This window comes from Shewanella sp. Scap07, assembly GCF_013394145.1.
Classification (GTDB): domain Bacteria; phylum Pseudomonadota; class Gammaproteobacteria; order Enterobacterales; family Shewanellaceae; genus Shewanella; species Shewanella waksmanii.
Window position 1 is genome coordinate 2,426,859 of record NZ_CP041329.1, and the last position, 14,487, is coordinate 2,441,345.

The 14,487-nt window shown below is 44.5% G+C and carries 14 protein-coding genes; 3 read left to right on the forward strand and 11 right to left on the reverse strand.

What is annotated here, in order from left to right; all coding sequences use genetic code 11:
• Positions 1-25: 25 nt before the first annotated feature.
• On the reverse strand, positions 26-2,626 hold the full coding sequence (gene adhE / locus FLM48_RS10550) for a bifunctional acetaldehyde-CoA/alcohol dehydrogenase (RefSeq protein ID WP_179024609.1): 2,601 nt from the start codon (positions 2,624-2,626) through the stop codon (positions 26-28).
• Between the two features lie 324 nt (positions 2,627-2,950).
• On the opposite strand from adhE, the gene FLM48_RS10555 reads away from it, so the two are divergent.
• The gene (locus FLM48_RS10555) at positions 2,951-3,583 is read left to right on the forward strand and encodes a YchE family NAAT transporter (protein ID WP_179024610.1); all 633 of its coding nucleotides are present in this window, start codon (positions 2,951-2,953) and stop codon (positions 3,581-3,583) included.
• Between the two features lie 74 nt (positions 3,584-3,657).
• Here FLM48_RS10555 and FLM48_RS10560 read toward each other — a convergent pair whose 3' ends face one another.
• From FLM48_RS10560 to FLM48_RS10600, 9 genes are all read right to left on the reverse strand, one after another.
• Entirely contained in the window at positions 3,658-4,983 is a 1,326-nt protein-coding gene (locus FLM48_RS10560) for an anti-phage deoxyguanosine triphosphatase (protein ID WP_179024611.1), read from the reverse strand.
• A 43-nt stretch (positions 4,984-5,026) separates the two neighbouring features.
• Positions 5,027-5,614 carry a 5'-deoxynucleotidase gene (yfbR, locus tag FLM48_RS10565; protein WP_179024612.1) on the reverse strand — a complete coding sequence of 196 codons (588 nt, stop codon included), beginning with the start codon at positions 5,612-5,614 and terminating at the stop codon, positions 5,027-5,029.
• 115 nt (positions 5,615-5,729) lie between these two features.
• Entirely contained in the window at positions 5,730-6,944 is a 1,215-nt protein-coding gene (locus FLM48_RS10570) for a pyridoxal phosphate-dependent aminotransferase (protein ID WP_028772162.1), read from the reverse strand.
• A 420-nt stretch (positions 6,945-7,364) separates the two neighbouring features.
• Positions 7,365-7,925 (reverse strand): elongation factor P, encoded by a 561-nt coding sequence (gene efp / locus FLM48_RS10575; RefSeq protein WP_028772163.1) that lies wholly within the window; start codon positions 7,923-7,925, stop codon positions 7,365-7,367.
• A gap of 42 nt (positions 7,926-7,967) precedes the next feature.
• Positions 7,968-9,140, reverse strand: coding sequence for an elongation factor P maturation arginine rhamnosyltransferase EarP (gene earP / locus FLM48_RS10580; protein ID WP_179024613.1), 1,173 nt, complete (start codon positions 9,138-9,140; stop codon positions 7,968-7,970).
• A gap of 61 nt (positions 9,141-9,201) precedes the next feature.
• Positions 9,202-9,729 carry a flavodoxin FldA gene (gene fldA, locus FLM48_RS10585; RefSeq protein WP_028772165.1) on the reverse strand — a complete coding sequence of 176 codons (528 nt, stop codon included), beginning with the start codon at positions 9,727-9,729 and terminating at the stop codon, positions 9,202-9,204.
• Positions 9,730-9,775: 46 nt separating this feature from the next.
• Positions 9,776-10,048, reverse strand: a complete 273-nt coding sequence (ybfE, locus tag FLM48_RS10590) for a LexA regulated protein (protein ID WP_028772166.1) — start codon at positions 10,046-10,048, stop codon at positions 9,776-9,778.
• A gap of 10 nt (positions 10,049-10,058) precedes the next feature.
• A complete protein-coding gene (locus FLM48_RS10595; RefSeq protein WP_028772167.1) occupies positions 10,059-10,280 on the reverse strand; it encodes a DUF2788 domain-containing protein in 222 nt (73 codons plus the stop codon).
• An 86-nt stretch (positions 10,281-10,366) separates the two neighbouring features.
• The gene (locus FLM48_RS10600) at positions 10,367-11,134 is read right to left on the reverse strand and encodes an alpha/beta fold hydrolase (protein ID WP_372847480.1); all 768 of its coding nucleotides are present in this window, start codon (positions 11,132-11,134) and stop codon (positions 10,367-10,369) included.
• Positions 11,135-11,419: 285 nt separating this feature from the next.
• On the opposite strand from FLM48_RS10600, the gene seqA reads away from it, so the two are divergent.
• Together seqA and pgm are read left to right on the forward strand one after the other, a co-directional pair.
• Complete coding sequence (gene seqA / locus FLM48_RS10605; protein WP_179024615.1) at positions 11,420-11,965, forward strand: replication initiation negative regulator SeqA; 546 nt, start codon at positions 11,420-11,422, stop codon at positions 11,963-11,965.
• A gap of 29 nt (positions 11,966-11,994) precedes the next feature.
• A complete protein-coding gene (gene pgm, locus FLM48_RS10610) occupies positions 11,995-13,647 on the forward strand; it encodes a phosphoglucomutase (alpha-D-glucose-1,6-bisphosphate-dependent) (protein ID WP_179024616.1) in 1,653 nt (550 codons plus the stop codon).
• Positions 13,648-13,736: 89 nt separating this feature from the next.
• Here the strand turns inward: pgm and msrA are convergent, their stop codons facing one another.
• The gene (gene msrA / locus FLM48_RS10615) at positions 13,737-14,216 is read right to left on the reverse strand and encodes a peptide-methionine (S)-S-oxide reductase MsrA (protein WP_179024617.1); all 480 of its coding nucleotides are present in this window, start codon (positions 14,214-14,216) and stop codon (positions 13,737-13,739) included.
• Positions 14,217-14,487 lie beyond the last annotated feature (271 nt).

The following is a 14,487-nucleotide window of genomic DNA, read 5'->3' on the forward strand; positions in this document are numbered from 1 at the left end:
ATAGGTAAGTTAAACCGATAAACGGTTAGCTATCTTGGTATGCGCGGCCATAGTAGCTGTCTAAGAATAGCTGTTTAAGTTCAGCTATCAATGGATATCGCGGGTTAGCCCCGGTACATTGATCATCAAAGGCATCTTCAGCTAGTTCATCTAATTTAGCGAGGAAGTCTGCTTCGTTGACTCCAGCTTCTTGAATTGAAGCCGGTATGCCAATCGCCGCCTTGAGTTCATCGACTTTTTCAAGCAGTGCTTCAACTTTTTCTTCATCACTATTGCCTTGCAGTTTTAGGTGGTCGGCAATCGCGCCATAGCGGCACAATGCTTTAGGGCGATCATACTGGCTGAATGCCGCTTGCTTAGTGGGCATATCAGTGGCGTTAAAACGGATCACGTTGCTGATAAGCAGTGCATTAGCTAAACCGTGGGCCAAATGGAACTCCGCACCCAGTTTGTGCGCCATTGAGTGACAAATACCTAAAAATGCGTTGGCAAAGGCAATCCCCGCGATGGTGGCACCGTTGTGAACTTTTTCACGAGCGATAGGAGCGCTAGCGCCGTGCTCGTAGGCATCAGGTAGGTGTTTAAACAGTAAATCCAGCGCCTGTAGTGCTTGTCCATCACTGTATTCGTTGGCCATCACACTCACATAGGCTTCTAATGCATGGGTAACAGCATCAATACCGCCAAATGCAGTAAGTGATTTTGGCATATCCATAACTAAGTTTGGATCAACAATGGCCATGTTAGGCGTGAGTTCATAGTCGGCAATGGGGTACTTCATGCCAGTTTTTTCATCGGTCACTACTGCAAATGGGGTGACTTCAGATCCAGTACCCGATGTGGTTGGAATCGCTACCATACTGGCTTTTTTACCGAGTTTTGGGAATTTATAGATACGCTTACGAATATCCATAAATCGCAGCGCTAGATCAGCAAAGTCGACATCTGGGTGTTCATACATTACCCAGATGATTTTGGCTGCATCCATGGGCGAGCCGCCGCCTAATGCAATAATGACATCGGGTTGGAAACTGGCAGCCATTTTGGCGCCTTGGTTAACGATGGCTAAAGTCGGATCGGCTTCAACATCGTAAAATACGTCAGTTTCTAAACCTTGTGACTTAAGGATTTTAATGGTCTCGTCACAGTAGCCGTTATTAAACAGGTATTTATCCGTAACAATTAGTGCTCGTTTCTTATCGCTTAGCTCTTCTAATGCAATAGGTAAGCTACCGCGACGGAAATAGATTGAAGAAGGGAGTTTGTGCCACAACATATTTTCAGCTCGCTTAGCCACCATCTTTTTATTAATAAGATGACTTGGCCCGACGTTTTCAGAAATAGAGTTACCACCCCATGAGCCACAACCTAATGTGAGCGATGGGGCTAGCTTAAAGTTATACAGATCGCCAATGCCGCCTTGTGAGGCTGGGGTGTTGATCAAAATACGTGCGGTTTTCATTCTAAAACCAAAAGTTTTGACTCTTTCAGTTTGGGTATCTTGGTCGGTATATAAGCCAGAAGTGTGGCCGATGCCACCTAAGGTTACCAAAGCTTCAGCTTTGTCTAGGGCTTGTTCAAAGTCCTGGGCACGATACATGGCTAACAGAGGTGATAGTTTTTCATGGGCAAAGGCTTCAGCTTCGCTGATGTCATCCGCTTCGCCAATTAACACCTTAGTAGAACTTGGTACGACAATATCGGCCATTGCTGCAATGGTTGCTGCACTTTGTCCGACAATATCTGCGTTTAGTCCACCATTTTTAAGGATCACCTGTTGCATGGCTTGTGCTTCTTCGGCGCTCAATATGTAGCCGCCATGGCTGGCAAAACGCTGTTTAACTTGCTCGTATACTTCATCGACGACTACAACCGCTTGCTCAGAAGCACACACTACGCCGTTATCAAACGTCTTCGACATTAAAATAGAGCTGACGGCACGCTTAATGTCTGCGGTTTCATCAATAACAATTGGGGTATTACCCGCACCAACACCAATTGCAGGCTTACCTGAAGAGTAGGCTGCTTTTACCATGCCTGGTCCACCGGTTGCCAAAATCAAATTGATTTTGTCATGGGTCATCAGTTGGTTAGAAAGTGCAACGCTTGGTTGATCTATCCAGCCAATAATATCTTGCGGTGCACCCGCTTCAACGGCGGCTTCGAGCACAAGTCTAGCCGCAGTGGTGGTAGACTCCTTGGCTCTTGGGTGAGGTGAGAAGATAATACCGTTACGTGTTTTAAGGCTAATTAGCGCTTTAAAAATTGCTGTAGAAGTCGGGTTGGTGGTTGGGACAATTCCGCAGATAATTCCGACAGGTTCGGCTATGGTGATGGTACCAAAAGTGGGGTCTTCATCGAGAATGCCACAGGTTTTGTCATCTTTATATTTGTTATAAATATATTCTGACGCAAAGTGGTTTTTGATGACTTTATCTTCGATGACGCCCATGCCGGTTTCTTTGGCCGCCATTTTGGCTAGCGAGATCCGTGCATCAGCGGCAGCCAATGCTGCGGCGCGAAAGATCTTATCGACCTGGGCTTGGCTGAAATTAGCGAACTTAGCTTGCGCGTCCGCTACTCGCTGCACCAGTTGATTGAGTTCTTGCTCATTAGTGACTGTCATAAAGCGATCCTTGAAAAAATTTAGCCAAAAGTCGTTTTTGGCTAAATTCTCTCCTGTGGAGAAAAATTACACCTAAAACGGCTTGTTATCTGTGATCATACCCGCATTTATGGCTGTATATGTAATTAAATAACGATGTTAACGACTTGTTTGCTGAATGAGTAAACAATTTACTCAATTTCTCTGCTTTATTTTTAATTCAAAGTTGTGAGATATGCTAGAAAATCTGCATTTTACTTAGGCAAATCCTCAGGTACATTAGCGCATCAAATTTTGTCACTTATGTTAGTGGAAAGGTCTAGAGGTAGTAATGGGGATTGTGCAGTGGATTTAACCTTGTATGTTAAATTTTTCTTAGGTTTGGTGGCGATTATTAACCCCATTGGTTTGCTACCGGTATTTGTGAGTTTAACCAGTCATCAGACTCCTTTAGAGCGTAATCAAACGGGTAAAATTGCCAACTTTGCTGTGGTGGTTATTTTGGTGGTGACTATCTTTGCGGGACAACATATTTTGAATATGTTCAGCATCTCGTTATCCGCCTTTAGAATTGCCGGTGGCAGTTTGATTGCCATTATTGCGATGTCGATGTTGCAAGGTAAGCTTGGTGAAGTTAAGCGTAACCAAGAAGAGAAGGGCGAGTCGTCGGGTATGGAGTCGGTTGCCGTGGTGCCTTTGGCGCTCCCCCTGATGGCAGGACCCGGTGCGATTAGCTCGGTGATTGTTTCCGCCGCAGAGCACGATAGTTTTATTAATCATATTGGTATGTCATTGACAGTAGTGATTTTTGGTTTAACCAGTTTTACTCTTTTTCGACTGGCGCCCATGATCTATAAAATTCTCGGTAAGACCGGGATTAACGTGATAACCCGTTTGATGGGATTGTTAATGTTGGCCATCGGCATAGAAGTGATTGCAGCCGGCTTTAAAGGATTGTTTCCCACTCTAGTAGGGTAAGTAGGCTAGTTGGTTAAGGTAGCCTAGCCAAAAACTGATGCGGCAAATGTGCTTACGCCATTTGCCGCAAAAGCCTATATAAGATCAATTATCGCATCCGTTTTTGGACTAAACAGGTGCTGGTGTAATCGCGCGGCAAACTCATCTGTCATGCCTGAGATATAGTCGGCAATTACCCGCTGGCTGTTTAAACCATGCTGCTCGGCGTGTTGCCAGCGCGCTTGAGTGCTCAGTGGTAATAGTCGCGTAGGGTCCGATGCGAAGGCTTCAAATAGCTCCATCACAATTTGTTGGCCTTTGTATTCCAACATTTGTATTTCTGGCTTACGAATGACGTATTTAAACACAAACTGTTTAAGGACCGCCAAGGCTTCATTAAATGCTGGCGTGAGCGTTGCCTGATACTTTAACAATGGCTCACTAAACTCTGTTAATTCTTCAATATATATTGCGGTAACAAAGCCATTAACTAAGGTGCCGATGGCATCTTTTCTTAAATGGTGCTGCCCAGAAAACAACGCCTCACCGATGCTGATAAATTCATTAGCAATCCAATCATCATCGCTTTGCTCGAGTTTTGATTGCACATCGTGTTGCCACATCGACTGGGTGACGATTCCCATTACTATGGCATCTTCTAAATCGTGGATAGCGTATGCAGTGTCATCGGCAAGTTCCATAATAGAGGCATCAAACGACTTATAACGAGTACGTTTGTGTCTACCCGATTGTACTTGAGTAGCACTGCCAAAAAGATGTTTATCTTGGCTTGAAAGCGGTGACAATACCCAGTTAAGGATAGCGACATCGTCTTCAAAGACGCCTTTTACTGGCGGCCATTGCGCCGGCTTTAACTGGCGATGATTAACCACATCCTCTTGGACCTCTTCTTGGTATAGGGTGCCATAGGCTGCCGGGTATTTAAGTATGCCGAGCAAGGTTCTACGGCACAGGTTCATGCCATAGTGTTCGGTATAGGGCTCAAGGCAAGTTAATATGCGAAATGTTTGACCGTTACCTTCAAAGCCACCATCATTTCGCATCATGTAATTTAGCGCGACTTCACCGCCATGACCAAAAGGTGGGTGGCCAATGTCGTGAGCTAAGCATAGTGACTCTATCAGGCTCATCGAGTCGAGTAGATAGTTTAAATCGGGATATTTTTGCTTAAGCTGGGCTCGGATACCGGTACCAATTTGCGAGACTTCAAGCGAGTGTGTAAGGCGAGTGCGGTAAAAGTCATTCATGCCGACGCCAAGTACCTGTGTTTTAGCTTGCAAGCGTCTAAACGCCGCCGAGTGCAAAATACGGGCACGATCGCGCTGGTAAGGAGAGCGATGATCATCCCGGCGTTTTTTGTTCTCAGCTAGTCGTCTTTCGTGCCATAACTCACAGGTCATACTCACTCCCTAATAGGCGGTTCTACATCGTTGGTATATCACGCTATAGTAACCGATTAATGTCATCCAAATTTAACGTGAAGCTAGGTACAAAGCATTCCATAAAGTACTTCACTGCAGGATCGCTGTTTTTCATGATTGCCGATTCAAGGCGGCGTTTAGCAGTGTTAAACTCATGATTGCCTGCGCCTTGCTCCTCTAGGCATTTTAAATATGCACATAAGGTGTCGGCAGATTTTACGATGCGTTTATAGTCGTTGTCGGCGTGCTCACTGGTGAGTAGATCTCGATAATCTTCTTTAAATTCTTCTGGCACCATTTCGAGCAGTCGATGTTCGGCAATCGCTTCAATTTTTTTGTATTCAGCTTCAATCTCTTTATTAAAGTACTTAACCGGTGTGGGCAGATCGCCGGTTAAGATTTCGCTGGCATCGTGGAAGATGGCAATGGTTGCAGCCCTATCAGGGGATAAATTGGTGCCAAACTTGCGATTACCGATAATAACCAATGCATGGGCAACCATAGCGACTTGCAATGAATGTTCTTGAACGTTTTCGCGGCGGACGTTGTACATGAGCGGCCATCGTTGGATCAACTTCATTCTAGCGAGATGGGCAAACAGGTGACTCATACTACTCCCGTAAATTATTTGCAGATTAATAATGTTATGCCATAAAAGCGTGGCAATTTCCGCATATAAATAGTCAGCGAATAAAAAAGGCGACACTCGGTCGCCTTAAAATAAGTTATTGACGATAGCCGTCTAAGAACTCGCCGAACTCGGTGAGCGCTTTTTCTAACTCTTCTTTGTGAGGTAGGAACACGACTCGTACATGATCTGGCTCTGGCCAATTGAACGCACTGCCTTGTACTAAGAGTATTTTCTTCTCTTTTAACAGATCAAGCACTAGGCGTTCATCGTCGCGCAGATTGAATTTCTTGGCATCAAGTTTCGGGAACGCGTATAAGGCACCTTTAGGGCATTTAACGCTGACACCAGGAATTTGATTAAGCAACTGCACGCAAGTATCACGCTGCACCTTTAAACGGCCTTCATCAGCAACCAGCTCATTGATACTTTGATAGCCACCCAGTGCTGTTTGAATTGCATGTTGATTAGGAACATTAGAGCACAGGCGCATAGAAGCAAGCATATCTAAGCCTTCAATATAGCTTTTTGCGGCCTTAAGATTGCCCGATAGCATCATCCACCCAACGCGAAAACCCGCCGCCCGGTAAGATTTTGATAAACCGTTAAATGTAACGGTAAGAATATCGTCAGACAGTCCAGCAGCTGGCACATGCTGTGCTTCATCATAAAGGATCTTATCGTAGATCTCGTCAGCAAATAGAATAATGTCATGTTGACGACAGATCTCAATAACCTCTAGCAACAGCTCTTTTGAATACACAGCGCCAGTGGGGTTGTTGGGATTGATCAATACTAGGCCGCGAGTACGCGGGCTGATTTTAGATTTGATATCGTCAAGATCGGGAAACCAGTCTGATTCTTCATCACAGCGATAATGCTGCGCTTTTCCCCCGCTCAAATGCACTGCCGCAGTCCATAATGGATAGTCAGGTGAGGGGACCAGTACTTCATCGTCGGTGTTTAACAGACCTTGCATCGCCATGACTATGAGCTCAGATACACCATTACCGATGTAGATATTCTCAATATCGACACCAAATATGCCTTGAGCTTGGTAATGTTGTACCACAGCTTTACGCGCCGAAAATAGCCCTTTGGATTCACTGTAACCCTGGGCGCTTGGCAGGTTTAGTATCACATCGCGGACAATTTCCTCTGGGGCTTCAAAACCAAAGGGGGCGGGGTTACCAATATTAAGTTTAAGAATTCGATGACCTTCATCCTCTAGGCGCCTGGCTTCCTTATGGACAGGACCACGAATGTCATAACAAACAGAATCTAATTTATTGGACTTAATTATCGGCCGCATGGCTACCTCGTTAATGCCTATATTATTTTGGGCGTATTTGTCTCTACTGCTTATACGCAACCCTCAGCGCTGTGATCAAACTAACCGTCTTAATCGGCAATTTAACCCGCTGTTGATGTTGAGCGCAGCCTTGTATCAGAACCGCTCAACTCTCGCTGAGTGACTAAATGTTCATACTGATTGGTATAATAGGCACAATAACCAAAAAGTCTTGGTTTAGAAAGAGAAATTAGCCTTTTACCGCAACTTTATTAGCGCAGCCGGTAGATTATAATTCTGTTGGTGTGTATTTTTAAACCTCTCACAAGGTTAATCATCTACTTAGGAGGTCTGAGGGGGTGTTTTAGACTGGCTATGCATAAGAGGGGGGCACAAAAAAGCCGATGCAGGCATCGGCTTCTTATTATCAATAACTCGGTACTAGACGCGTTTCTTAAACTCGTGAGTACGGGTATCGATTTCAATGATATCGCCAGTTTTAACGAAATCAGCAACGCTTAGCGTAGCACCGCCAGTAATGGTGGCTGGCTTCATTACTTTACCAGAGGTGTCACCACGGGCAGATGGCTCAGTGTAAGTGACTTCACGACTTACAGATGTTGGTAATTCAACCGAGATAGCTTTACCTTCATAGAAAGTAACTTGGCAAACTTCTTCCATGCCATCAACGATGTATTGTGCAGCTTCACCTAGGTTGCCAGCTTCTACATCATATTGGTTGTACTCGCTATCCATGAATACATACATAGGATCTGCAAAATAAGAGTAAGTACAATCTAGACGCTCTAGAATGATGTCTTCCATCTTATCTTCACCTTTAAAGGTGGTTTCTGTTGTCGTATCAGCCAAAATGTTTTTAAGTTTCATTTTGACAATAGCAGCGTTACGACCAGAGCGAGTTGTTTCCGTTTTTAATACAACCCATGGGTTGCCATCTAACATGATCACGTTACCAGGACGGAGTTCATGAGCAGTCTTCATTACTTTATTTCCTATGCTAGGTTTTTTATTTAACGCCGTATCTTAGCTATTTTTGACGAAATGAACTAGTCGTGTTGCAAGATCTTCGTCATCAATTGCACTAATAGGCCATATTTTCGCGTGTTTATTGAGTTTTTCTTCGGCATCATCATAGTGTTGCCAAGATTCAACGCTGGCTTTTTGCTGGTCTTGGTTAAAATTCAGACTTAGTAGCTGCCAAGCTTGTGCCGCAGTCGGCTCTAAATTTGCGCAATAGCGCTGCATGAATGCGTCGAGTTTGACCAAGTGGTAGTCTTCATCTTGTGGGTATATGTGCCAAATAAAAGGTTTTGCTGCCCATTGTGCTCTTAAGAAAGAATCTTCACCTCTGACAATATTGACATCACAACTCCACAACAGTCGATCAAAGCCTATTTGATCGGTAAGTGGCAGCACATGTAAGTGAAGGTTGCCTTTTTGCCAATGCTCGCCGGCGCAAAACTGGTGGTTATTTAGATTAAAGAACTTCGCAAAGCTATTTAGGCTTCTGCCCAATGGCACCAACAAGCGGATTGGTGTTGCACTGTGTTGCCAATAGTCACATAGCGCTTGCAGCGCTGCCGTCTCATAACTAAATACACTAATAAATCGGTCAGAGTCTAAGCAGTGCTCTATTCCCAGCTTTGCAAATAGCGCGAGTCTGTTACCACTATCGGCTTGCCAAACGTCACGCTGGGTAAATAGGTCAGCTTCACACAGCAGGCCACCGGTTTTTCGGCTAAAACCGGGGAAGTAGAAAGACTTGTTTAAGCCGTTGGCCTGCAGTGATGGCAGGGCATGGCAATCATCAACCCAAGCTTCCGCACTAAGGTATTCAAGATTGAGCCAGCAAGGTTGGCCCTGGCCGCACTGTTTTAAATCAACTAACTGTTGGATGACTTCTGCGGGTAACTGGCAGGCGAAGGCCTCAATGAGCACTTGTCCGGGGATGTAAGTGACGGGCAGGGGCTTATGCCATAGGTTGACAGTAATGCCTTTGAGTTGCTGCGTTGTTGCCGCTAAATCAACCTCAGGTTGGATGGTGTTAAAGCTGGCTAGATCGTCTACCCACAGCACCACTTCAATTTGATATTCGTTGGCAAGTTGTTTAGCTAGACGCCAACAGACGCCGATGTCACCATAATTGTCGACAACGGAGCAGAAGATATCCCAATGGTTTGATTTTAGTTGTACCATGCCATTTTCCATCAAAAAAAGCGGCCATAGCCGCTTTTTTATTAAGGTGTATTAGAGAACATTAGTCTTCTAGTTCTGCTAAACACATCTCTTCATAAATCTGTTTAACCCACTTGTCGACACGCTCTTCAGTCAGTTCTGGTTGGCGATCTTCGTCGATACCTAGACCTACAAAGTGCTTGTCGCCAGCCATGCCTTTAGACGCTTCAAAATCGTAACCGTCTGTTGACCAGTGACCAATAACAATCGCACCGCGCGCTTCTACAATTTCATTGACCATGCCCATAGCATCAAGGAAGTACTCGGCATAATCTTCTTGGTCACCACAACCGAAAATGGCCACTAACTTATCTTCAAAGTCAATTTGCTCGAGTTCTGGGAAAAAGTCATCCCAATCGCATTGTGCTTCGCCGTAGTACCAAGTTGGAATGCCAAAAATCAACAAATCGTAATCTTGGATCTGCTCTTTAGTACTTTTAGCGATATCTTTAACGTCGACCATTTTCTTACCCAGTTTTTTCTGGATCATTTTGGCGACGGCTTCGGTGTTACCTGTGTCACTACCGAAAAAAAGACCTACAGTTGCCATTGTCTTTCCTTTATCTAGTTCACTATCTAGTAGAAGTCATTTTAGCTTAAGCGTTAATTTGCTTTTGTAAAATGGATTCAATTAATTGACTGCGGCTGATGTTACTGGCCAAAGCTTTTTCATTCAAGGCGTCATACAAATCTTGTGACACCTTTAACTCTATTCGCTTTAAACCAGCAGCTCTGTCGCGTTGAATTTGGTTTCTCTTGTTGACCTTTAGTTGTTGCTCGCGAGGCAGTGGGTTACTGCGAGGACGTCCACGACGTTTTTCATTAGCAAACAGGTCTATTGTTGTTCTATCAGATGTTTCTTTAGCCATGAATACTTGCTTAACCTATGCCTGAGGTCTCCCAGGACATCTGGATGATTCCTTTTGCTACAAAACCGGCACAGCCGAGAAATAGCACTAACCATACTATATAACGCCCAAATTTAGGGACTTTCCCTTGCTTTAGCACGTCATGTATCGCCATACCGATAAAGAAAAATATCGCTGCGAAAAATAAGTTAAGACCTAAGGTCTCAATTTGTTCCATATACTGAGATAACATACTTCAGTTCCCTCAGGCCTAAAAAGAGGCGCGAATATACCATAGTTCAACACACTCTGCTATACGATTTACGCACTTAAGCTGGATCACTCTATTGGGTGTTTACCAATAAAATCAGCCACTATGCGATTGAATATCTCAGGTTTTTGTGCGTGTAACCAATGTCCGGTACCGGCAATGGTTTTTGACTGTATTTGCGGAAATTGGCTAACGAAAGCTTGCCGATGTTCAGCGGTAACGTAATCAGAGTCGCCGCCACGAACACACAAAGCTGGGCCGTTATAGCGTAATTGTGCAGTGGGCCAGTCGATGAGATCGGCATAAGCTTGCTGTAAACCGTGTAGATTCATACGCCATTCAAACCCCTGAGTGCCCTTATGAAGGTTTTTAATAAGAAACATGGCCGTACCTTCATCTAATCCACAGGCGATTAGGTGTTGTAATGCCTGATTACGTGAGGTTAGCTCAGAAAGCGGGGTGGAGTGTAGTGCGCTAAACACGGCATCGTGCCGTGGCGGATACTTAACTGGCGAGATGTCGGCGGCCACGACACTGCTAATGCTGTCAGGGTAGGCCTGTGCTGTTGCCATGGCAATTTTTCCGCCCATTGAGTGACCCACAAGGTGGCAGTGACCAAGTTGTAAATAGTCCATCAATTCCTTTATGGCTAAAGACAATTTGGCGTAGCTCATCTGTTGCCAATGGGGGCTCTTACCATGGTTAGGCACATCGACTCGTACTACATGATAGTGACTGGCTAAATGGCGGCCTAAATTGTTCAAGTTATCCGCGCTACCAAATAGCCCATGGATAAGTATTACAGTCTCGCCTGTGCCTTGTTGTTCAAAATGGATCATCAACCCGTTCCTGCTCATGCAATTTTTGAGTGCAAATTGTGCCTGCAAATAGCTAACAGTGACAAGGTTAAATCTTGTTTTGCTAATGTCACTGCCGACTTTTTGCCCAAACCTCGAATATAAAATCGATCAGTAGAAGATCTTTGGCTTTTTTTGAATGATCAGCCCTTTATTATCGGGTAGTAAATACCATACACTAAGTTGTCTTTTTAGTTTCTTGTCACCTGATATTACGATGGTGCATGATTTTGCTGTTTTTACTGCTTAAGGAAGAAGTTAACCATGAAATATATAGAAGTTGATGAAGAGTTGTACCGCCATATTGCCAGTAAAACGGAACGCATTGGCGAGAGTGCTTCTGACATCCTTCGACGATTACTTGGTTTAGATTTAAGCGAGCAAGATGTCGCCGCACCAATAGAGATTAGCCAGCCAAGTATGGACGTTGAGCATGCCAAAGTTGCACCAACTGAAGATACGCCAGTTAGCTTTGCAACATTACAAGACAGCATCGATGACCCCCAACTTGCCGAGCAGAAAAGTGCTGTTAGCCGCTTTCTATTCTTGCTCAATGTGGTTTACCAAGCTACGCCTGAGCAGTTTGACCAAGTGTTACAAATTAAAGGCCGCGATCGTCTCTATTTTGCCACTTCAAAAGCCGAACTGCTTAAAGCCAGTAAGTCTGCTAACCCTAAAGAGATTGGCAGTAGCGGTTTTTGGGTCACAACTAACAACAATACTGCGAAAAAACGCACCATTTTAACCGAAGTGTTAAAACAGTTTGATATTGTTGACGCTGATATCGAAGTATTTACCAGCAAAGTTTAATCAACACAGGCAAATAGAGGGGTGAGCTTTTGGCTATACATGATCGCGCCGGACAACTAGCGCAACAAAAGGATTTGATTAATGTACCTAGGCTGATGAGTGCCTATTATAGAGTTAACCCTGATAGTGAATTACCGCAGCAACGAGTGAGTTTTGGCACCTCCGGTCACCGTGGCTGTGCCCTAAATGCCAGTTTTAATGAAGATCATTTACTCGCGATTACCCAAGCTGTGGTGGATTACCGTAATGGTACCAATATAAGTGGCCCGATGGTTGTGGGTATTGATACTCACGCTTTGTCTGAAGCGGCTAATATTTCAGTGCTAGAGGTGCTTGGTGGCAATGGCGTTAAAGCAATTGTTCATCAGCAAAATGGTTATACACCGACCCCGGTTGTTTCCCATTTTGTCATTAGTCAAAACAATCAACGTAAAGATAAAATAGACGGCTTGATTCTGACACCGTCCCATAATCCACCTCAAGATGGCGGTATCAAATATAACCCGCCGCATGGTGGACCCGCAGAGGCTGAGATAACCCAGTGGATTGAAGCGCGGGCCAATCAGTATTTAGCCAATCAACTCGAAGGGGTTAAGCGTGTATCGCTTGCAGAAGCTAATGCATTGGGTCTGGTTGATGATCAGGATTTAATTACCCCCTATGTAGAAGATTTAGCCACTGTCATCGACATGCAAGCCATTGCTGATGCAGACATTAGTATTGGAGTTGACCCACTGGGTGGCTCAGGCATCCACTATTGGTCGCATATCGCCAAACGTTATGGTGTCGATATCCAAGTGGTTAACGATAATCTTGATGCTAGATTTGCGTTTATGCCGTTAGATAAAGACGGTAAAATTCGCATGGATTGTTCATCACCCTATGCAATGGCGGGTTTATTACGCCATCAAGATGATTTTGATATTTGCGTAGGCAATGATCCTGACTATGACCGTCACGGCATAGTCTGCCCTGGTTATGGTTTAATGAATCCAAATCATTTCTTGGCGGTAGCGATAGAATATTTGATGACCCATCGTCCACAATGGCAAACTGGTTTGTTAGTGGGTAAAACCTTAGTGTCTAGCGCGATGATCGATCGCGTATGTGAAGATTTAGGCCAACAACTATGTGAAGTCCCTGTTGGATTTAAGTGGTTTGTCGATGGTCTCGCCAACGGCGAATTTGCCTTTGGCGGCGAAGAAAGTGCCGGTGCGGCCTTTTTAAAACGTGACGGCACCACTTGGTGTACTGACAAAGACGGATTTATCTTGGCACTATTGGCAGCGGAAATACTGGCGGTAACCGGCCAAACTCCAGCACAGCGCTATCAAGATTTGGTGAGCAAACACGGTGAGAGTTTTTATCGTCGTATTGATAACCCTGTAGCCTTACCACAAAAGCAACGTTTTAATGAGTTGGTTAAACAAGGGGTGACTCAAGAGAGCATTGGGGTAAATGACCTTGCGGGAGAAGCCATTACTGCAGTACTCACTCATGCACCGGGTAATGGTGCTGCAATTGGCGGCCTTAAAGTGACGACTGCCAATGCATGGTTTGCGGCTCGTCCTTCTGGTACCGAAGCGCTTTTTAAGATTTATGCAGAAAGTTTCGTGTCTGAGCAACATTTAGCACAAGTATTGGAAGAAGCGCAGGATTTGATTAAAACTATGCTGGACTAAATCGCACGTTTAGTACTGTACGCTTAGTACTGTGCACTACAGCAAGTGAGATAATCAAACAAAAAAAGGAGCTTAGGCTCCTTTTTTGTTTAATAGCTGATGTGGCAACTTGGTAAATTGTTCTTTTGCAGATAGTTTTGATGATATTCCTCTGCCTTGTGGAAGGTGAGAGCGGGTACGATTTCAGTGACAATTTGCCTTGTTCCCCATTTACCACTTTTTATCAGTTGCAACTTAGATGACTCTGCTTGCTGCTTTTGGGTTTTGTCATGGAAAAAGATACAGCTACGATATTGGCTACCGATATCCCCACCTTGCTGGTTTAAACTGGTCGGATTATGGTTTTGCCAGAACACATTCAGTAATGCTTCATAGCTAACTTGCTGCGAATCAAATTCAACCTGCACTACCTCAGCATGGCCTGTATCACCTTGTTTGACCTCTTCATACCGAGTGAACTGATCATTGCCGCCCATATAACCACAGGTAGCAGTTTGTACCCCTTCGATTTGTCTGAAAAAGTACTCAACACCCCAAAAGCAGCCCGCGCCGAAAGTTGCTATCGCCATACTTAAACCTTCACCTTTATCTCTTTAGCCATCCAAACGTCTATACGGCCTAATAATGACTTAGCGGTAAAATGATTGCAACACCTTTTTGTAAAAGTCATGCTTATGCTCGGTTGACTTAGCCAATAAATCGGCCCGTTGTTGCAATGTTTATCGCGTTAATGAGTGTAAGCTCAATTGCACTTAACTAGCGTAAAGGGTCGGCCTCAATAAGCTATCTAATGGTATAAGCCTTCAGTTGCGCTTTAAGGTAAAAGTCTTTAACTGCCGT